Source organism: Falsiroseomonas stagni DSM 19981 (assembly GCF_900114315.1).
GTDB classification, from domain to species: domain Bacteria; phylum Pseudomonadota; class Alphaproteobacteria; order Acetobacterales; family Acetobacteraceae; genus Falsiroseomonas; species Falsiroseomonas stagni.
Window position 1 is genome coordinate 70,552 of the sequence record NZ_FOSQ01000002.1, and the last position, 19,806, is coordinate 90,357.

Consider the following 19,806-nt stretch of genomic DNA (forward strand, 5'->3'; position numbering starts at 1 on the left):
TGCGTCCTCTCCTGCCCCGTCGGTCAGCGCGCGGGCAGCGCGAGGTCGGACAGGCTGCCCGCCGCGCTGCGGTCGCGGTGCGGGGTGCCGGCGCCGACCGGCGCCGCGGCGCTGTCCAGCCGCAGCGCCATCTCCTCCACCAGCGCGGCGGCCTCCGCCTGCATGGCCAGCGGCGCCAGGGTGTGTTCCGTGCCGTCCAGCACCCGGCAGCGCACCAGCGGGAAAGCCGCGAGCCGGCGCCCGCGGCGGCCGAAATGCGCGCGCAGCTCCCGCAGCCCCCGGTCGCCCCGGCTGTAGCCGAGCAACAGGTGCACCCGCCGCGCCGCGAGCCGCCGCATCCAGCCGGCGGGCGCATCCAGCCCGGTCTCGATCCCGATGGCGGCGAGGCCACGATCGGCCTCCGCCTTCAGCCGGCGCCACGCCATGCGCGGGCGGCGCAGCCAGGGCGCCTCCCCGGGCGGGGGCCCGCCATCCAGCGCGGGGGCGCCGCCCTGGCTGCGGTCGAAGGCCGGCAGGTTGAACAGCGCCAGCCCATCGATCCGCAGGTCCTGCAGCGCAAGCCGCAGCGCCACATGCGCGCCGGAACAGAGCCCGATGGCGAGGCAGCGCGACGCACCCTCCGCCGCCAGCGCATCCCGCCCCGCCCGCGCCGCCGGCAGCAGCCCCTCCCCGAAGGGATCGGGCGGCATGGCGGGGTCGGCGCCCTCCGCCGCGTCGCTGTCGCCAAGACCCGGCAGGTCCATGCGCAGCGAGGGAACGCCCGCCGCCGCCAGGCGCCGCGCCAACCGCACGCCGAAGCGCCCGACGCCGACATGGCTGTTGCCGCCCGTGTTCAGCAGCAGCGCCGCGGTGCGCCGCGCCAGCGCCGGCGCCGGGCTGCACAACACGCCAGTCAGGCTGCCGCCGGGGCCGAAGCGCAGCACGCGTTCGGTGGCGCCGCCCCCCACGGGGCGGGGCTCGGCCTCCGCCACCACCGGAGTCGCCAGGGCAGGGCCGGCACCCTCCGCCAGCCAGGCGCCGGCGCGGGCGAAGGCCGCCACGGGCAGGCGCGCCTCATGCGCGGGGATGAGGAAACGGTCCAGCCCCTCGAACCCCTCGAAGGCGACGGTCGGGGCGACGCGGCGCGCGGCGCCGGCCTCCCGGTCCATCACCAGCACGCGCGGCACCGCGGCGCGGCACAGCGCGGCGGCCAGGTCACCGCTGGCCAGATCGTCCAGTTCCTCCGCCGGCCAGGCATGGCCCGCGACTTCGATCCCCTCCGCGCGGTCGTCCCGGCCACCACCGACCGCCGCGGCCAGCAGCATCTGGCGGCGATGGAGGCGGCCCTGGGCGACGGGTGCCAGCAGCAGCAGGGCAGCAACCTGCCCCGGCCGCCGCGCCGCAGCCTGGGCGGCCAGCAACGCGCCGAGGCGCAGCCCGGCCAGCGCCACCGCTGCGCAGCCTGCCTCCCCACGCATCCAGTCCATCGCGCCCAGGATGGCGCCCCGCGCCACTTCCAGGCGGAAGCGATCCCCGGGGCTGTCGCCGGCACCGGGATGGTCCATGCGCAGCGTCGGCAGGCCGAGCGCGGCGCAGCGCATCGCCAGGTCGCGCAGCCCGCGATGGGCGAGCAGCGCCTCATGACCCTCCGGCCCCACCAGGACGATGCCGCGTTCGAGCGGCTGGCCCGAGGCGCCGAGCGGCAGGCCGCCGGCGGGGTGGAACCAGCCATGGCAGCCCGCGACGGTGACGGGCACCGCGCGGGGGGGTGCCGGGATCCTCACGGCGACAGCGCCGCGCGAACCGGGCCCGGCCAGCGGGCGGGATCCATGCCGTGATGCCGCAGCAGCGCCAGCACGATGCGTTCCAGCCCGAAACCCGCGCAGCCCGTATGCGCCAGTTCCCCATCCGCGGCGTGGATGCCATAGGCCTCCGCGAAGTGGGTGACGTGGTAGTTGAAGGACCCGCAGGCATTGGGGCGATCGGGATCGCTGATCGGCACCAGGATCTCGAACTTCAGGCGCTGGCTGCGCTGGCCGTCGCGCATCAGCGGTGCGGCGCGGCCGAAGAAGGGGTCGTTGGCGATGTCGGTGGCGGCCGGCAGGTGCAGCGCGGCGAACATCGCCATGGCGCGGTCCATCCAGCGCGACTGGAATGCGCGGATGCGGTCGGGCGTGCCGAAGCAGACCTGTTCGCGCTGGCGGAACATCTGCATCCGCACGGGATCGACCGAGGGCTCGCGCCGGAAGCAGTAGGAGGAACTGTCCACCAGCCAGCCTTCCACCGGCAGCCGCCCGCGCGCGGCGACGATGGGATAGACGGGGTAGCAGGAGGCCGGCGTCAGCATCACATCGGCGGGCTGCATGTGGCTGGCCCAGCCGCCTTCCGCCGGCGTGCAGGCCAGCGCGCGGCGATGCGCGGAATCATCGCCGCAGAAGCAGGAGATGCCAGCGGTCAATTGGGGAAAATTGCGGAAATAGCCGCTGGCCTCGAAGCCCGCGCGGGACATGGCGGGGGGGAAGCGCAGCACCTCCACCCGATCATCGCCGGCCAGGCGGCCGACCATGGCGTCCACCGCGGCGATCACGCGCTCGAACGCCTCCCCGCGCCCGTAGAGGCCGTCGACGCCCGTCGGCAGCAGGTGCCCGTGGCGGATGAGTTCGTCCCGGAAGACATCGGCCGGCGTGGCGGCGATGGCGACGGTGGCGCTTTGCATGCTGTTCCCTCTCGGCGGCCTGGTGTCAGGCGGCGAGGGAGTGCCGGTGCAGTTCCTCCGCCGCACCGATCAGCGCGCCGATGGTGGAAAAGGTTTCCCGCCGCAACAACCGATCAGGGAAACTTGAACCGAAATGTTCCTCCAGCCCCACCATCACCTCCACCGCGCCGAAGGAGGAGAGGCCGGCATCGAAGAGGTTCGCCGCCAGGCCGAGCTGCGCGACCGGCACCGCCAGGTCGCCGCGCGTGTCGAGTATCCGCCGCACCAGGTCTTCCATCATCGTCCCCATCTCCTGGAAGACGACGATAATCGCGTGCGGCACGCCGGCCGCAATTCAACTCCGCATCAAGTCGCCCATGCAACAGCGCAGCTTTTTCGGCCGCCATCCGGAACCATGACGCCCTTCGCGAAACCCGTGACTCTGTCAGCGATCCTGTTGCAGCGCGCGCCAGATCCGTTCCGGCGTCGCCGGCATGTCGAGATGCGCGACGCCGATCGCATCGCAGATGGCGGAGATGATGGCGGGCAGCGCGCCGACCGTCCCAGCCTCACCGGCGCCCTTGGCGCCGAGCGGGTTCATCGGCGTCGGCTGCGGGTTGGACTGCACGGCGACGAAGGGCATGTCCACGGCGCGCGGCATGGCGTAGTCCATGAAGGACGCGGCGAGGAGCTGCCCCGTCTCCGCATCGAAGACCGCCTCCTCCATCAGCGCCTGGCCGAGCCCCTGCGCGACGCCGCCCTGGATCTGGCCCTTCAGCAGCAGAGGATTCACGACGGTGCCGACATCGTCCACGACCGTGTAGCGCGTGATGGCGACGGCGCCGGTCTCCGGATCGACCTCCGCCTCGCACAGGTGGCAGCCATTCGGAAAGGTCGCGTCCTGCGGCGCCACGATGGCGGTGGCGTGCAGGCCCTTCTCCTCCCCCTGGGGAAGCCCGCCCGGCACATGCGCCGCGCGCGCCACCTGTTCGATGGTCACGGCGCGGTCCGTGCCGGCGACGGTGAAGCGGCCATCGGCGAAGTCGATATCGGCGCCGGCGGCTTCCAGCATCAGCCCGGCGATGTGGCGGCCGCGGTCGATGATCCGCCGGGAGGCCAGGGTCATCGCCGTGCCGCCGGCGATGATGGACCGGCTGCCGAAGGTGCCGCGGCCATGCGGCAGCGCATCCGTATCGCCGAAGGCCACGCGGACCTTCAGCGGATCGAGCCCCAGCATCGTCGCCGCCATCTGCCGGAAGGCCGTCTCATGCCCCTGGCCATGGCTGTGGCCGCCCAGCAGCAAGGTGCAATGGCCGTCGGAGCCGAAGCGGATCTCGACGCCCTCCTCGCCCGGCGTCTTCGCGGGGCCGGCGCTGATCTCGATGGCATTGGCGATGCCGAGGCCGAGCTTCATGCCGCGCGATGCCGCTTCCGCGCGGCGGGCGGGGAAGCCCGCGACATCGGCGGCTTCCAGCGCCATCGTCATGCCGCGCGGGAAATCGCCACTGTCATAGGTGAAGACGAGGCCCGTGCGGAACGGCAATTCGGTCGGCTGGATCAGGTTCTTCCAGCGCAGCGCGGCACGGTCCTGGCCCAGGTGCAGCGCCGCCATGTCGATCACGCGCTCGATCGCATAGGTCGCCTCCGGCCGGCCCGCGCCGCGATAGGGCGCCGTCGGCTGGGTATTGGTGAAGGCGCCCAGCACCTCCGCATGAATGGCCGGCGTGCGATAGACGCCCGCCAGGCCGCCGAGATTGTTGGTGGAGGAATGCGGCGTCAGCAGCGCGAGATAGGCGCCGAGATTGGCGACGGTGCGGATGCGGAGCGCGAGGAAATTCCCCTCCGCATCCAGCGCGAGTTCCACCGTGCTGTCATTGTCCCGGGCATGGGCATCGGATTGCAGCGCCTCACTGCGATCGGCCACCCAGCGCAGCGGGCGGTTGAGGCGCCGCGCGGCCCAGAGCAGCGCGGCCTGTTCCTGCGTGGGGTGGCTGCGCAGGCCGAAGGCGCCGCCCATGTCGTTCGCCACGACCCGCAGCGCGGAAGACCCTGCCCCCAGCACCGGCGCCAGCGTGTCGCGCAGATTGTGCGGGCCCTGGGTGCCGTTGCGCAGCGTCCAGCGCCCCTCGGCCTCGTCCCATTCCGCGATGGCGGCGCGGGGCTCCATCGGGTTGGCGGAGACGCGGCTGATGCGGAAATCCAGTGCCACCCGATGCGCGGCCCGCGCGAAGGCGGCACCGACCGCGGCCGCATCGCCCTGGGAGAAGCCGAAGCCGATATTGTCGGGGCAGAGGTCGGGCCAGATGAGGGGCGCGCCTTCGGCCAGCGCGGCGGTGGCGCTGGTGACGGCGGGCAGCACCTCCCACTCCACCAGCACCGCTTCCGCGGCGTCGCGCGCCTGCTGCTTCGTCTCCGCGACGATCAGCGCGACGGGGTCGCCGACATGCTTGGCGGCGCCCACGGCCAGCGGGCGATAGGGCGGGCGGGGCATGGGGCTGCCATCGGGGCGCTGGCGCGGCACGGCGCAGGGCAGCGTGCCGATGCCATCCGCCACCGCATCCGCCCCGGTCAGCACGGCGATGACGCCCGGCAGGGACAGCGCCGGCGTCACGTCGATGGCGAGGATCCTCGCATGGGCATGCGGCGATCGCAGGAACACGGCATGGGCGGCGTCCGGCGCGCGCAGATCGTCGGTGTAGCGGCCCTGGCCGCGCAGCAGTCGCGCATCCTCGAACCGCCGGATGGGCTGGCCGATTCCATTCGGGTTGCTGGCGTTCTGCTGCATCGGACGTCCCCTCGCTCCCCCTCGCCTACCGCCGGCGCCGCGCATGGTCCAGTCGGCGGCGTCACGCGGACGCTTGCGCCGGGGTGTACGAACCGTAGAGTCCAGACCATGGAAACGCCAAGCGCCACCCCTGCCCCCCGCCGCACCCGCGCGCCGGAAGCGACGCGGCGCGCCATCCTGGATGCGGCGCGGGTGGAATTCGCGGCCAAGGGTTATGCCGGCGGCCGGGTGGACGACATCGCGGCGCGCACCGCGACCTCCAAGCGCATGATCTACTACTATTTCGGGGGGAAGGAGCAGCTCTACGCCGCGGTGCTGGAGGAGATGTATGGCGGCATGCGCGACGCGGAAGCGGCGCTGGCGCTGGACAGCCTGCCACCCACGGAGGCGATGCGCCGGCTGGTGGAGGTCACCTTCGACCACCACGCCGCGCATCCCGAATTCGTCCGCCTGATCAGCGTGGAGAACATCCACGAGGCCAGCAACGTGAAGCAGTCCCCCGACATCCGCACCCGCAACGCCGCGGTCATCGGGCGGATGTCCAGCCTGCTGGCGCGCGGGGAGGCGAGCGGCGCCTTCCGCCGGGGCGTGGACCCGATGGACCTTCACATGCTGATCAGCAGCTTCTGCTTCTACCGCATCTCCAACCGCCACACGCTGGGCGCGATCTTCGGGCGGGACATGATGGAGCCCGCCACCGCATCGCGGCAGCGGGAGATGATCGTGACCGCCGTGCTGCGCTACCTCGCGCCTTGATCAGATACGCCCGAGCACCATCAGCACGATGATGACGATCAGCACGGTGCCGAGCACGCCGACGCCGCCATGGCCGAAGCCGTAGCCATAGCCGCCGAAGCGCCCGCTGAAGCCGCCGAGCAGCAGGATGATGAGCAGGATAAGGAGAATCGTGCCGACGCTCATGGGATCAGCGCGCCTGCACGCTGAGGCGCTGGCCGCCGACATTCACGTCGAGCACGGTGTTGTTCTGGTTGTAGGCCCAGACGCCGACTCCGCCGGCGATGGCGGCCAGCAGCGCGACGACAAGGATGACAGTCTGGCGGGGCATGCGGCGTATTCCGGTTGATGGGTCCGCCCCATGAACACCCCAGGGGTGCGCCGGGCTCCCATCGTTCCGGAATAAAACCAACGGCCGCTTTCAGCGGCTCGTTGGTATCTTTTTCGTGCCCTCAAGCGTCGTGCCGAAGGCACGCCTGCGGCGTGACGGGCGCGCGCTCCGCGCGCTTGGCTCGTCTTGCCGAAGGCACGCCTGCGGCGTGACGGGCGCGCGCTCCGCGCGCTTGGCTCGTCGTGCCGAAGGCACGCCGTTGGCGGGACGCACTGGCGGCGGGCCGCATTCGCGGCCTCGGCCGGCTGCGCCGGCCGCAGGTCACTCCATCGGGCCGCTGGCATAATCAGGGGGCAGCCAGCGCCGCCCTGAATCCCGCCAGCATCCGCTCCGCATCCGGCACCAGGCCGGAGAAATGGGTGAAGGCATGCGCGGCCTGGAACACCGCCATCCCGCCGCCATCCAGCGTGCGGCAGCCCAGGGCGCGCGCCGCGGCCAGCAGCGCCGTCTCCAGCGGGAAATAGACGATCTCCGCCACCCAGAGCCCACCATGCAGCATCGCGGGCGGCAGCGGCGTGCCGGGCAGCTTCGCCATGCCGACCGGCGTGCAGTTCACCAGGCCATCCGCCGCCCCGACCTCCGCCCCCAGGTCGCCGACCGGCACCGCGCGTCCCTCCCCGAAGCGGGTGGCGAGGGAGGCCGCGAGGTCGGCGGCGCGGGCCGCATCCACGTCATGCACCGCCAGGCGCTGCACGCCCGAATCCAGCAGCGCCTGCGCCACGGCGGAACCGGCGCCCCCCGCGCCCAGCTGCACGACACGGCCACGCGCCACGCCCGGCAGGCCACGGCGGAAACTCTCCCCGAAGCCGCTGCAATCCGTATTGTGGCCGATGCGCCGGCCATCCCGCAGCACCACCGTGTTGACGGCGCCCAGCGCCGCGGCCTCCGGCGACAGCTCATCCAGCAGGGGGATGACCTGCTGCTTGCAGGGGAAGGTGATGTTGAGCCCGGCGAAGCCCATGCGTTCCGCCGCCACCAGCAGCTCCGCCAGCGTCGCGGCGCCGCCCGGGATGCGATCCAGGTCGATGATCCGGTAGACGCAGGGAAAGCCCTGCGCCGCGGCTTCCGCCATGTGCAGCGCCGGGGTGCGGCTGGCCTGGATGCCCGCGCCGATCAGGCCGAGCACCAGACCCCTTTGCTGGAGGGGCGCGAGGGCGGGGGCGGTCGGCAGGCTGTCGGGCATGGGCGCATCCTCGCGTATCGCGGCCCCTTCAGAAAGGGCTTGCGCGATTTATGGACTAACCAGTACATACACGTCAACGGAACCGATGGCCGCGCTGCCTGCGCGAAGCCCCGGGCCGGAGGAACGGAGACCAGGAATGACCAACCTCACCCGCCGCGGCTTCGGCGCCGCTTCGCTTGGCCTGATCGGCGCCGCCGCCGCGCGCCCCGTGCTGGCCCAGGATGCCTGGCCCGGCACGCGTCCCGTGACCCTCGTCGTGTCCTGGGCGCCGGGCGGGTCCTCCGACTTCACCGCGCGCCTGCTGGCGCAGGGCCTGTCCCGCGAACTGCCCGGCAATGTCGTGGTGGACAACCGGCCGGGCGCGTCCGGCACCATCGGCCATGCCTCCGTTGCCCGCGCGCGGCCGGATGGCACGACGCTGCTGCTCGGCGTGAATTCGACCTACGCCATGTCCCGCCACCTGTTCCCGCAGCGCGGCTATGATGACGAACGGGCCTTTGTCGGCATCGGCCGGGTCGCCATCTCCCCCATCTTCCTCTGCGTCAGCCGCGCGCTTGGCGTGACGGACATCGCGGGCCTGGTGGCGCGGGCGAAGGCGGAGCCGGGCAGGCTCTCCTACGGCTCCTCCGGCGCCGGCTCCTCCGCCCATCTCGCGACGGAGCTGTTCCTGCGCGCGGCGGGGATCGACATCCTGAACGTCACCTATCGCGGCGGCGCGCCGGCGGTGCAGGCGCTGGTGACGAATGAGGTGCAGGTCGCCTTCGTCGATGGCGTCACCGCCCTGCCGCTGATGGCCGCGGGCCAGATCGTCGCCATCGGCATCAGCAGCCTGGAACGCAATTCCCTGGCGCCGACCGTCCCCACCATCGCCGAATCCGGCTTCCCGGGGTTCGAGGCGACGACGAACTGGTCCCTCCTCGCCCCCGCCGGCACGCCGCCCGCCATCATCGCGAGGCTGGCCGCCGCCAAGTCCGCGGTGCTGCGCAATCCGGAGGTGATCGACCGGATGCGCCAGGTGGCGATCGTGCCGATGGACGGCACGCCGGAGCAGTTCCCGGAATACCTGGCGGCCGAAAGCGCCAAGTGGGGCGAGGTGATCCGCAGCCGCGGCATCACCCTGGAATGATCCCGCAACATCGCTAAAACGTGCCGGCCGGCCGGCCCCGGCAAGGGGCCGGCCCCAGACTGCCGAAAACCAGACTGCCGAAAACCAGACCACCCAAAGGGGAAGAGACACCGCCATGATCACCCGTCGTCTGCTGGGCGGCCTTGCCGCCGTGCCCTTCATCGCCCGCGGCGCCGCGGCGCAGGATGCCTGGCCCAGCCGGCCCGTCACGATGGTGGTGCCCTGGGCGGCCGGCGGGTCGACCGATGCGGTGGCCCGCATCCTCGCCGCGCGGCTGTCCTCCGACACCGGCCGCAGCTTCGTGGTGGACAACCGCACCGGCGCCAACGGCACCATCGGCTTCAACTCCGTCGCCCGCGCACGGCCGGATGGCTACACGCTGCTGGTCTCCACCGTCAGCACCTACGCCATGGCGCCGCACATGATGCAGCTGCCCTACAACAATGAACGCGATTTCGTCGGCATCGGCCTGATGGCCGCCATGCCGATGATCCTCTGCGTCAACAAGAACTTCCCGGCGAACACGCTGGCCGAATTCGTCGCCGCGGCGAAGCGGCCCGGCGCCAACATCACCTACGCCAATTCCGGCGTCGGCTCCTCCACCCATCTGGCGACGGAGCTGTTCCTGCAGGCCGCCGGCCTCCAGCTCACGGATGTCGGCTATCGCGGCGGTGCGCCGGCGGTGCAGGGCGTGCTGGCGAACGAGACGCCGATGATCGTGCAGGCCGCCTCCGGCGTGCTGCCGCTGATCCAGGCCGGTGAGCTCAAGGCGCTGGCGATCTCGACCCGCGACCGCAGCCCGGTGGCGCCGAACATCCCGACCTTCCGCGAACAGGGTTTCGCCGAGTACGAGGTGTACGAGCACATCGCGCTGCAGGCCCCGGCGGGCCTGCCGGAGGCGATCGTCAACCGCGCCAACGCGCTGGCCAAGGCCGCGCTGGAAGCGCCGGAGACGCGGGAACGCCTGGCCGCGCTGGCCGTGGTCCCCGTCGTCGGCACCCCCGCCGAATGGCCCGCCTATTTCGCGGCGGAGAACGCGAAGTGGCGCGGCATCATCCGCAGCCGCAACATCACGCTCCAGTAAAGGGACGCCCGGAAGCCGCCGGGATGCGCTATGCGTGTCCCGGTGACTGAGAGCTTGTGAATTAATGCCCGAAAGCGCCGGAATCCGAGGAAAAATCCCAATGATTTCAACGGGCATTAATGCTCAAGCTCGATTCTTTCACAGGCGCTGAGGGACGGGAAAGCATGCAGCGGTCGATCGCCACGGTCTGTCTTTCGGGCACCCTCCCGGACAAGCTGGAATCGGCCGCCGCCGCGGGGTTCGAGGGGGTGGAGATCTTCGAACAGGATCTCCTCGCCTTCGACGGATCCCCGGCCGAGGCCGGGCGCATGGCCGCCGACCTCGGCCTGGCCATCACCATCTTCCAGCCCTTCCGCGACTTCGAGGCGATGCCCGAGCCCGCGCGCGCCCGGAACATGGACCGCGCGGAGCGGAAATTCGACACGATGCAGGCGCTGGGGACGGACCTCGTCCTGGTCTGCTCCAACACCCAGGCCGCCTGCATCGACGACCCCGCCCGCGCCGCCGCCGATTTGCGGGAGATGGCGGAGCGTGCCGCGAAGCGCGGCCTGCGCGTGGGGTTCGAGGCCCTGGCCTGGGGCCGCCACACCAACCGCTGGCGCCAGGCCTGGAGCATCGTGCGGCAGGCCGACCACCCCGCGCTCGGCCTGATCCTCGACAGCTTCCACACGCTTTGCCTCGGCGATGACCTGGCCGGGCTGTCGCAGGCGGTGCCACCCGAAAAACTGTTCTTCCTGCAACTGGCCGATGCGCCGCGGCTGACGATGGACCCGCTTTCCTGGTCCCGCCACCACCGCACCTTCCCCGGCCAGGGGGAGCTGGATGTCGCAGGCTTCCTGCGCGCCACGCTCGATGCCGGCTATGCCGGGCCGGTCTCGCTGGAGATCTTCAACGACGAATTCCGCGCCGCCCCCTCCCGCCGCATCGCCCGCGACGGGCTGCGCAGCCTGGTCTGGCTCGGCGAACAGGCGAAGGTCGCGGCCCTGCCCGCGCCGCCGAAGCTTGCCGGCATCGAGTTCGTGGAATTCGCGGTGGATGAAACGGCGCGCGCCGAACTCGCCGCCTTCATCGCGGCGCTCGGCTTCCGGCGCGCGGGCACGCATAAATCCAAGGCCGTGGAGCTGTGGCGCAATGGCGGCGCCAACATCGTGCTGAATGCGGAACCCGACAGCGCCGCGGCGGAACGCTTCGCGCAGCTCGGCGCCACCGTCTGCGCCATGGCCTTCCGCGTCGATGATCCCGCCCGCGTGGTGGCCCGCGCGGAGGCGCTGCGCTGCCCGACCTTCCGCGAGCGCGTCGGCGAGGGCGAGCGCCGCATCCCCGCCGTGCGCGCGCCCGACGGCACCCTCATCTACCTCGTGCAATCCCCCAGCCCGACACCGATCTGGGAGGACGACTTTCACCTGCTGCCCGACGCCGGGGAGGCGAAGGGCGACCTGACCGGCATCGACCATGTGGCGCAGGCGCTCGCGCCGGGGATGCTCGACAGCTTCGTGCTGTTCTACCGCGCCGTCTTCGGCCTGGCGGCCGACGCGCCCTGGGAATTGCCGGACCCCTACGGCCTGGTGCGATCCCGCGCCTTCACCGGCGGGGACGGGTCCGTGCGCCTGCCGCTCAACGTCTCCGAAAGCACGCGCACGGGCACGGGGCGCTTCGTCTCCGCGCTGGCCGGCGCCGGCGTGCACCACATCGCCTTCGCCACGAAGGACGCCGCCGCGGTGGTGGACGCGGCGTCCACCCGCGCCGCGCCGCTGCTCGACATTCCCGACAACTACTACGAGGACCTCGGCGCCCGCATCGGGCTGGTGGATGCGGCGCTGGCGGGGCTTCGGGAACGGCATTTGCTGTTCGACCAGGACGGCACCGGCGGCGTCTTCCTGCACGCCTATACCGCCCCCTTCCATGACCGCTTCTTCCTGGAGATCACGGAGCGGGAGGGCGGCTATGCCGGCTTCGGCGCGGTGAACGCCGCGGTGCGCATGGCGGCGCAGCAGCGCGGCCGGGGCTGACCCGCCGCGCCGCAGCGCGGCAGCTATGGTCAGCCCACCGCCGCCGCCGGCAGGGTGATGCGGAACACCGCGCCGGGGCCCTCATTCACCGCGGTGATCGTGCCGCCCATGCCCGTGACCAGCCCGTGGCAGATGGACAGGCCGAGCCCGGTGCCGCGGTCCGGCCCCTTGGTGCTCACGAAGGGCTGGAACAGCCGCGCCAGCACCGCCTCCGGCAGCCCCCCGCCCGTATCGGCGATGGTGATGCGCACCAGGCCGGCGTCGGGGTCCGCCACGGCGTTCAACTCGATCCGCCGCGGTCCCGCCGCGTTCTGCACCACCGCGTCCCGCGCATTCATGATGAGGTTCGACAGCACCTGTTCCAGCGCGACGAGATGCCCCAGCACCACCGGCGGCGGATCGCCGAGCGTGACGACCAGTTCCACCATCGAATCGCGCAGGCTGCTTGCGACCAGCGACTGCGCCCCCTCGATCGCGGCCCGCGCCGGCACCGGCTCGGGCGCGATGCCCACCTCCGGCCCGCGCGCGAAGCGGCGGAGATGGTCGATCACCTCGGCCGCGCGCTTCGCATAGCCGATGATGCGCTGCAGCCGCTGGCGCGCCCCTGGCGCATCGCCACGCTCCACGGCCGATTGCGTGTTGGTCGCGGCCAGGGTGATGGCCTGGAGCGGCTGCTTCAATTCATGCGCGAGGCCCGCCGACATCTCGCCGAGGGAGGCGAGGCGCGCGCTGGTGATGGCGCGGGCCTTGGCCTCCCGCTCCGCCGTCACATCGGCGATGTAGCCCACCACCTCCGTCTGGCCATCCGCCCCGCGGTGCATCACGGTCATGGTCACGACGACGGTGATCAGGCGGCCGTCCCGGCAGCGCATCGTGTAGTCGCCGCTGGCGCTGCCCTCGACCAGCAGCGTGGCGATGTCGCTGGCGAGGCGGTCCGCATTGTCGATGATGCCGCGCAGCCCGCCGGGCTGGTTGACGACATCAAGGGGCCAGCCCGTCAGCCGTTCGATCGCGGGGCTCACGAAGGTCTTGCGGAAGGTCCCGTCCCGGCCGGTGCTGCCGCGGAACACCACGACGGGGGCCGCGGCCAGCGTCTGGTCGAGTTCGATCCGCGCGGCCTCGGCCTGGCGCGATGCCTCATGCTCCGCGGTGACGTCGCGGGTGTAGCCCACCACCTCTCCGCCGCCATTCGGGTGGACGGAGACGCGGACCAGCACGGTGTGCATGTGGCGGTAGGTGCCGTCGGGCTGGCGAAGCCGCCAGTCATATTCGATGGAGCCCCGGGCCAGCGCATCCGCGACGCAGTCGTCGATCCAGGGCGTGTCCTTGGCCACATAGGGCAGCCAGTCCGTCAGGCCGCCCAGACGGCCATCGGACCAGCCCGTCACCCGGTCGATGTCGCCACTGCGATAGAGCAGCCGCGACGGCCCGGCAGGCCCGAGCGATTCCCGCAGGAACAACGCCACCGGCAGGCGGCCATGCAGCCTTTCGACCTGCTCCCGCCCTTCCCGCAGCGCCGCCGCTTCCAGCCGCAGCCGGCTGGCGCGGGCCACGGCCGCACCGGCAGCCACCGCGATCAGGCCGGCGGCCAGCCCGCCCAGCACGGAAAGCCGGATCGAATTGCGCAGCGCCGGTATGCCCCGGAGTTCCGCCTGCGCATCGACCGCGACGAAGACGGCCAGGTTGGTATCCGCCACGAGGCGGCCGGCCCGGAATGTCTCCGCCTGCGTGAAGGGGTTGCGGCCGCGTGCCGTGTATTCCCCGACTTCGTCCAGTTCCCTGGTCCAGGGATTGCCGCCGGCAGGAACCGGGCCCGCGATCGGCACCCCGCCGGCCAGCGGACCGGTATGCGCCCGGACCAGCGCATCGCCCTGCCGCCGTATCACGGCGACCACGTCGCCGTCCCGCTCCGCCAAGGGCGCCAAAGCGCGACGGAGTTCTTCCGGCCGCAGGCCCACCAGTACGACGCCGCCGAAAGCACCTGCCGCATTCTGCAACCGCTGCGCCGCCAGGATGACGGTTCCGCCGGTGCCCCGCCCCGCGATCGGTGCCGTCACGAAGGTGCCCGGGAAGCCATCCCGCAGCGCGATGAAGTAGTCGCGGTCGCTGGCCTGGAACTGCATGGAATTCGGGATGGAGGACCATTGCAGGTGCCCGTCCGGGCCGAGGATCACCACGCTGCGAAAGGGCGTCCGGCGATCCCCACGATCCCGCACGAGATGTCGGAGCGTCGTCTCCATCTGCTGGCGCAGGACCGTCTCGGCGACATCGTCCAGCAACACCCATTGCTGGGCCAGCAATCGCAGCGTCGCCATGTCGTCGAGGTTGCGGAGCAACAGCTGCTCCGCCACGCGTGCCGTGGCTTCCGCGCGTTCGAAGCCGGCGCCGGTCTGCAGGCCTTCCTGCACCTGGACAAACCGTTCCCCGACCAGCCACGCCGCGCCGGCACCCCCCACCACAAGGGCGACGGATCCGGCGATCACCATGGGACGGAAATACCGCCACTTCGAGAGGCCAGGGAACACGGAGGCGTGATCGCGGAAAAGTGATTACCAACGTTTTAACGATTCCGGCAGGTGGAAGCGAGACCTCCGGGAATATTCTTTTCCGGGATCACTGCCGGCGGATGAGCACGTAGTTCACCGTCAGGTCGATGGTGACGCCGTTCGGATCCGCGGGGGGCGGGAAGGCCGGCAGGGTCGCCCCGCTGAAAGGGAAGGTGGTCCCGAAATTCAGGGAGGGTGAAGTCGAGGGGCCGGTCAGCTGCACGCTGCGGACCTGGCCGTTGGGCTCCGCGATCACCCGCACGCGCACGGTCCCGGATTCCCCCAGTTCCAGCGCCCGCATGGGGTAGCGCAGGTTCCGGTTCATCCAGTCGCGGAAGGCCGCGCTCCAGCCCGAATCCACCGGCGCGCCGATGACGCGCACGCTCGGGTCCGTGCTGGCGGCGCCCTCCGCGAGGCGCGGATCGACCGTGAGGTCCAGCCCCTGCGCCTGGCGACGGCCGGGCGGGGCGCTGCGCGCCGGGGCGCCGAGTTGCACGCCACCGGGGACGAAGACGGTGCCGGGCGGCAGGGCCGGGCCGGCCTGCTGCCGCGGTGCCTCCGGGCGCGGCGCCGGCCCGGGCGGCGCCTCGAAGCGGGGACGCAGGCGGAGCGGCGCGGCCGGGGGCAGGATCTCCGCCTCGGTCGGCAAGGCGGGGGTCTCCGCGACCTCCGCCGGTGGCGCCTCCGGCACCGGCGGGGGTGCGGGTGGCGGCGGCAGCAGGGCGACCACGCCCGGCGGCGCCGGTGGCGCAGGGGGCACCGCCAAGGGGGGCAGTGACGGCGGCATGGACGGCGCCACCACGGGCGGCCGGGGCACGGGCGGCGCCACCACCCGGGCTTCCGGGAAGGGGGCGGCCGGCGGCGGCGACAGGGCGGGCGGCGGCACGGGAATCGGCGCCGGCTGGGGCGCAGGCGGCGCGGCGGCCTGCGGCGGCGCCGGCACGGTTTCGGCGACCACGGGTGCCGGCGGGCCGGGCGGTGCCTCCTGCGCCGGCGGCGGTTCCTCGGCCGGCCCGGCCTGGCTGTTGCCCTCGAAGACGATCTCGATGGAGGGAGCGCCGCCGATGAGGTCCTGGCGCTCCCGCTGCCCCATCCACGGCAGCAGCGCCATCACCAGCGCATGCGCCGCCAAGGACCCCAGCAGCCAGGCGATCACCCGACGCGGGCGGCGACCCGCCACGGGGCGGGCGGCCGCGGCGGCATGCGCCGCCACCGCCAGCGGCGGCGGTTCGCGCCGCGCCGGCCCCGGGCGAGCGGTGCCGAACCGGGGCAAGGGGGAGGAAGGGCGGGGATTCTCTGACACGGGGCGCGACCGGGATAGACGATCCCGGCCGCGAAGGGGAGGAAACCGGCCGTGACGAAATGTGGCCCCGCGGTCAGGCCCGACCCCTAGGCCAGGATGGCCACCCCATCCGCTGCCCGGACCCCCTGCCCGGCCGGCAGGACGAAGAGCGGGTTGATCTCCGCCTCCACCAGGCGGTCCCCCAGCGCCTCCCCCATCCCGGCGAAGGCCAGCACGGCGTCCACCAGCGCGGCCTCATCCGCCGGCGGTGCGCCACGGAAGCCAGCCAGCAGGCGGTGGGCCTTCAGGCCGCGCACCATCGCCGCCGCCTCGCCAGGCGAAAGCGGCAGCATCCGCAGCGCGGTATCGCCGAAGATCTCCGCCGCCGTCCCCCCCGCCCCCAGCAGCACGGCGGTGCCGAGATGCGGGTCCCGGATCAGGCCGAGGATCATCTCCACCCCGCCCGCGACCATTTCCTGCACCAGCACGCCCTCGGCCTGCGGGATGCGGGCCAGCAGGGTGGCGGCGGTGGCGCCGACATCGGCAGGGGCGACGCGCAGCGCCACGCCGCCGATATCCGATTTGTGCGCGATGTCGCGGGCCAGGATCTTCACCACCAGGCGGTCGCCCAGCCCCGCGGCGGCGGCCTGCGCGGCCTCCGCCGTGCGGGCCACGGCTTCCCGCACCGGGGTGATGCCATAGCGGGCGAAAAGGCGCTTGGCCTCGGCCTCATCCATCGGGCCCGCGGGCAGGTCCAGCGTTTCGGCGGGCGCTTCCGGGGCCAGCGCCGGCGCGGGCCGCGCCAGGGCGGAGAGGATGGCGGCAATGCCCTCCGGCGTCGTGGAGGCCGGGACGCCGCGGCTGTTCAGCCCCGCCGCGATATGCGGCGCGTGCGGGCTGACATAGGCGATGACCGGCTTCGTGCTGCCCGCCCGCGCTTCCAGGATCGCATCCGCCACCAGCGTCGGCTGCGCCAGCGCCGAACTGCCGACGATGACGACAAGCTGGTCGTAGGAGGGGCTGTCCAGCAGCGCCGTGATGGCGCCGCGGAACAGGTCGGGCCGCACGCCGGCCAGGGTGACGTCCACGGGATTGCCCGCCACCGCTTCCCCGATCAGCGCGCCGATGCGCGTGGCCGTCGGCGGGTCGAGTGGCGGCAGCGTGCCCCCCGCGAGGCCCGTCGCATCCGCCACCAGCGCGCCCGCGCCGCCGGTGGAGGTCAGCACCGCCACCCGGAAGCCCGCCGCGCGGCGATCACCGGCCAGGGCGGCGGAGACCTCCAGCAGGTCGGCGAAGCGCTCCACCCGGATCACGCCGAGGCTGGCGAAGAAGGCGTCATACATCCGGTCCGCGCCGGCCATGGCGCCGGTGTGGGAGATGGCGGCCAGCGCACCCGCCTCGCTGCGCCCGACCTTGAAGACGACGACGGGCTTGCCCGCCGCCGCGGCCCGTCGCGCGGCGCGGCGGAAGGCGGCGGGGTTGCGGATGCCCTCCAGGTACAGCGCGATGCAGCGCGTGGCGGGGTCGTCCACCAGATGGTCCAGCACCTCCGCGGCCTCGATATCGCCTTCATTCCCCGTGGCGACCAGGCGCGCGAAGCCGATGCCCGCCGCGGCGCCCCGCGACAGCAGCGCGCCGAGGATGCCGCCGGACTGGCTGACGACGGAGAGCCCGCCCGCCGGCAGATCCTCGAATTCGAGGGCGCCCGTGGCGCTCAGCACGATGCGGTCGGCCAGGTTCACCAGGCCGATGGTGTTGGGGCCGAGCAGCCGCATGGTGCCGCAGGCCGCGCGCAGCCTTGCCTGTTTCGCGGCGCCATCCTCGCCGGTTTCGCCATAGCCGCCGGCCAGCACGATGGCGGCCTTGCAGCCCTTGGCCGCGAGGTCGCGCAGTGCCTGCTCCGCCCGGTCCGGCCCGACCAGCACGATGCCGACATCCGGCGCGCCGGGGAGTGACGCCACATCGGGGAAGCAGCGTAGGCCCGCGATTTCCGTCGCGCGCGGGTTCACCGGCCAGACATCACCAGCGAAGCCGTGCCGCACCAGGTAGCCGACCGGCCGCCCGCCCGTCTTGGTCAGGTCGGTGGAGGCACCGACCACCGCGACGCTTTTCGGCCGCAGCAGCGCATCGAGGCCGCTCACTTCTTCGACTTCTCGAGGAAGGCGGTGACGGAGGCGCGGTGTTCCGCCGTGGTGTAGCAGATCGCCTGGCTCTGGCTGCCGATCGCCAGCACCTGTTCGAAGGTGCTTTCCAGGCTGCGGTCCAGCGTGGCCTTGGCGAGTGCCAGCGCGCCCGAGGATCCCGCCCCCACCTGCTCCGCCCAGGCTTGCGCCTGCGCCAGCAGATCGGCATCGGGCGCCACGCGATCGGCCAGGCCCATGGCCAGGGCCTCCTCCGCCGCCACGCGGCGGCCGCTGAACACCAGATCCTTGGCCTTCGACAGCCCGATGCGCCGCGGCAGGAAATACATGCCGCCGCCATCCGGGATCAGGCCACGGTTGATGAAGCTCATGGTGAAATGCGCGGAATCGCCAGCGATGATGAAGTCGCAGGCCAGCGCGACATCCGCGCCGAGCCCCGCCGCCGCGCCATTCACCGCCGCGATGGTGGGCTTCGGCATGAGGTGCAGCAGCGTGATCGATTTGTGCGTCCGCGCCTGGCGCCGCCAGCCATTGATCGCGACCTCCTCCGCCGGCGCGGCCAGGCGGTTCTTCATGCCGCGCACATCGCCGCCGGCGCAGAAGGCGGTGCCGGCGCCCGTCACCACCAGCGCCTTGATGGCGGGATCGGCGGCCACTTCCTCCAGCGCCTCGATCATCACGCCGCGCATCGCATCGTCGATGGCGTTGCGCACCGCCGGGCGGTTGAGCGTCAGCGTCGCGATGCCGTTGGTGACGGATAGCAGGATGGCGGGTTCCGACATGATGCGATGATCCTATTCGACTCGAAGGTTGGCGCGGCGCACGACGCCGGCCCAGCGGTCGCGGTCACTGGCCAGCAGCCGCGTGAAATGATCGGGCGCCGGGCTGGGCGCGATCTCATCCACCCCGGCCTCGATCAGGCGGCGGCGGATCTCCGGCTCCTCCATGCTGGCCTTGGCGGCGGCGTGCAGCGTGGCGATGCGGTCGGCCGGCGTGCCCGCGGCGGTCAGCAGCCCGTACCAGGTGGCGCTGTCCAGCTCCGGAAAACCCTGTTCCACGCTGGTCGACAGATCCGGCAGCGCCACGCTGCGCGACTGCCCCGCGATGGCCAGCGCGCGGAGCGTATTCGCCGCGATATGCGGCTGCAGCGGTGCGGAGGCATTCGTCAGGATATCGAGCCGCCCGCCGAGGATGTCGTTCAGCGCGGGGCCGGTGCCGCGATAGTGGATCGCCTCCAGCTCGATCCCCAGCACCACGCCGATCATGGCGCCGAGCGCATGGCCATTGGTGCCGACGCCGGGCGTGCCGAAGCGCAGCGGTTCGCGGCGGGTACGCCCGAAGGCCTGCAATTCCCTGAGGTTCCGCGCCGGGATGGAGGGATGGACGCAGATGACGTTGGGCGAGGCGCCGAGATAGGCGATCGCCGCGAAATCGCGCACGGGGTCATAGGGCAGGCGCGGCTGCACGAGGGACGAAATCACGAAGCTGCCGCTGCCGGCCAGCAGCATGGTGTGCCCGTCCGGCGGCGCCTTCGCGACCGCGTCATTGCCGAGCACGCCGCCCGCGCCGCCCCGGTTCTCCACCACCACCGGCTGGCCGAGCCGCGCGGCCATGGCATCCGCCAGCATGCGCCCGACGACGTCATTGCTGCCGCCGGCGGTGAAGGGAATGACCATGCGGATGGGGCGGCTGGGGAAGGTCTGGGCATAGGCGGGCATGGGAAGAAGAGCGGCGGGCAGCAGCTTCAGGGCATCGCGGCGACGCATGGCGGTTTCCTCCGTGGCGCGGCACTGCGGCCGCTTGGTGGGTGGCTGTGTGCAGGCATGGCGAAGAGGGCGCCAGCGCGCAAT

The 19,806-nt window shown here is 72.4% G+C and carries 16 protein-coding genes; 4 read left to right on the forward strand and 12 right to left on the reverse strand.

Annotated elements, in window-relative coordinates; genetic code table 11:
* Positions 1-23 precede the first annotated feature (23 nt).
* The 4 genes from BM041_RS07160 to BM041_RS07175 form a co-directional block, all read right to left on the reverse strand.
* On the reverse strand, positions 24-1,763 hold the full coding sequence (locus tag BM041_RS07160) for a hypothetical protein (RefSeq protein ID WP_139225984.1): 1,740 nt from the start codon (positions 1,761-1,763) through the stop codon (positions 24-26).
* On the reverse strand, positions 1,760-2,695 hold the full coding sequence (locus BM041_RS07165) for an amino acid--[acyl-carrier-protein] ligase (protein ID WP_092957812.1): 936 nt from the start codon (positions 2,693-2,695) through the stop codon (positions 1,760-1,762). The genes BM041_RS07160 and BM041_RS07165 overlap by 4 nt, the downstream gene beginning before the upstream one ends.
* A 25-nt stretch (positions 2,696-2,720) precedes the next feature.
* Positions 2,721-3,017: an acyl carrier protein gene (locus tag BM041_RS07170; RefSeq protein WP_217648652.1), complete on the reverse strand. Its 297-nt coding sequence runs from the start codon at positions 3,015-3,017 to the stop codon at positions 2,721-2,723.
* A gap of 102 nt (positions 3,018-3,119) precedes the next feature.
* The gene (locus BM041_RS07175) at positions 3,120-5,459 is read right to left on the reverse strand and encodes a xanthine dehydrogenase family protein molybdopterin-binding subunit (RefSeq protein ID WP_092957815.1); all 2,340 of its coding nucleotides are present in this window, start codon (positions 5,457-5,459) and stop codon (positions 3,120-3,122) included.
* Between the two features lie 108 nt (positions 5,460-5,567).
* On the opposite strand from BM041_RS07175, the gene BM041_RS07180 reads away from it, so the two are divergent.
* Positions 5,568-6,215, forward strand: a complete 648-nt coding sequence (locus BM041_RS07180) for a TetR/AcrR family transcriptional regulator (protein ID WP_092957818.1) — start codon at positions 5,568-5,570, stop codon at positions 6,213-6,215.
* Here BM041_RS07180 and BM041_RS07185 read toward each other — a convergent pair whose 3' ends face one another.
* The 3 genes from BM041_RS07185 to BM041_RS07190 all read right to left on the reverse strand — a co-directional run bounded on the left by BM041_RS07185 (position 6,216) and on the right by BM041_RS07190 (position 7,768).
* Positions 6,216-6,380: a DUF3309 family protein gene (locus BM041_RS07185; RefSeq protein WP_092957821.1), complete on the reverse strand. Its 165-nt coding sequence runs from the start codon at positions 6,378-6,380 to the stop codon at positions 6,216-6,218.
* Between the two features lie 4 nt (positions 6,381-6,384).
* Positions 6,385-6,525, reverse strand: a complete 141-nt coding sequence (locus BM041_RS30475) for a hypothetical protein (RefSeq protein ID WP_175533797.1) — start codon at positions 6,523-6,525, stop codon at positions 6,385-6,387.
* A gap of 346 nt (positions 6,526-6,871) precedes the next feature.
* Positions 6,872-7,768, reverse strand: a complete 897-nt coding sequence (locus BM041_RS07190) for a shikimate dehydrogenase (protein WP_092957824.1) — start codon at positions 7,766-7,768, stop codon at positions 6,872-6,874.
* A gap of 136 nt (positions 7,769-7,904) precedes the next feature.
* Here BM041_RS07190 and BM041_RS07195 point away from each other — a divergent pair, with 136 nt between their 5' ends.
* The 3 genes from BM041_RS07195 to BM041_RS07205 all read left to right on the forward strand — a co-directional run bounded on the left by BM041_RS07195 (position 7,905) and on the right by BM041_RS07205 (position 11,987).
* The gene (locus tag BM041_RS07195) at positions 7,905-8,894 is read left to right on the forward strand and encodes a Bug family tripartite tricarboxylate transporter substrate binding protein (RefSeq protein ID WP_092957827.1); all 990 of its coding nucleotides are present in this window, start codon (positions 7,905-7,907) and stop codon (positions 8,892-8,894) included.
* Between the two features lie 115 nt (positions 8,895-9,009).
* Positions 9,010-9,978, forward strand: a complete 969-nt coding sequence (locus BM041_RS07200) for a Bug family tripartite tricarboxylate transporter substrate binding protein (RefSeq protein ID WP_092957830.1) — start codon at positions 9,010-9,012, stop codon at positions 9,976-9,978.
* 164 nt (positions 9,979-10,142) lie between these two features.
* Entirely contained in the window at positions 10,143-11,987 is a 1,845-nt protein-coding gene (locus BM041_RS07205) for a bifunctional sugar phosphate isomerase/epimerase/4-hydroxyphenylpyruvate dioxygenase family protein (protein ID WP_092958969.1), read from the forward strand.
* 29 nt (positions 11,988-12,016) lie between these two features.
* Here the strand turns inward: BM041_RS07205 and BM041_RS07210 are convergent, their stop codons facing one another.
* The 5 genes from BM041_RS07210 to BM041_RS07230 all read right to left on the reverse strand — a co-directional run bounded on the left by BM041_RS07210 (position 12,017) and on the right by BM041_RS07230 (position 19,722).
* Positions 12,017-14,473, reverse strand: coding sequence for an ATP-binding protein (locus tag BM041_RS07210; RefSeq protein WP_092957833.1), 2,457 nt, complete (start codon positions 14,471-14,473; stop codon positions 12,017-12,019).
* 127 nt (positions 14,474-14,600) lie between these two features.
* Positions 14,601-15,806: a TonB family protein gene (locus tag BM041_RS07215; protein WP_092957836.1), complete on the reverse strand. Its 1,206-nt coding sequence runs from the start codon at positions 15,804-15,806 to the stop codon at positions 14,601-14,603.
* Between the two features lie 116 nt (positions 15,807-15,922).
* The gene (locus BM041_RS07220) at positions 15,923-17,956 is read right to left on the reverse strand and encodes an acetate--CoA ligase family protein (protein ID WP_092957839.1); all 2,034 of its coding nucleotides are present in this window, start codon (positions 17,954-17,956) and stop codon (positions 15,923-15,925) included.
* Complete coding sequence (locus tag BM041_RS07225) at positions 17,953-18,738, reverse strand: enoyl-CoA hydratase/isomerase family protein (protein WP_092957842.1); 786 nt, start codon at positions 18,736-18,738, stop codon at positions 17,953-17,955. Before BM041_RS07225 ends, BM041_RS07220 begins: the two co-directional genes overlap by 4 nt.
* Before the next feature lie 12 nt (positions 18,739-18,750).
* Positions 18,751-19,722: a Bug family tripartite tricarboxylate transporter substrate binding protein gene (locus tag BM041_RS07230; protein ID WP_092957845.1), complete on the reverse strand. Its 972-nt coding sequence runs from the start codon at positions 19,720-19,722 to the stop codon at positions 18,751-18,753.
* Between the last annotated feature and the right edge of the window lie 84 nt (positions 19,723-19,806).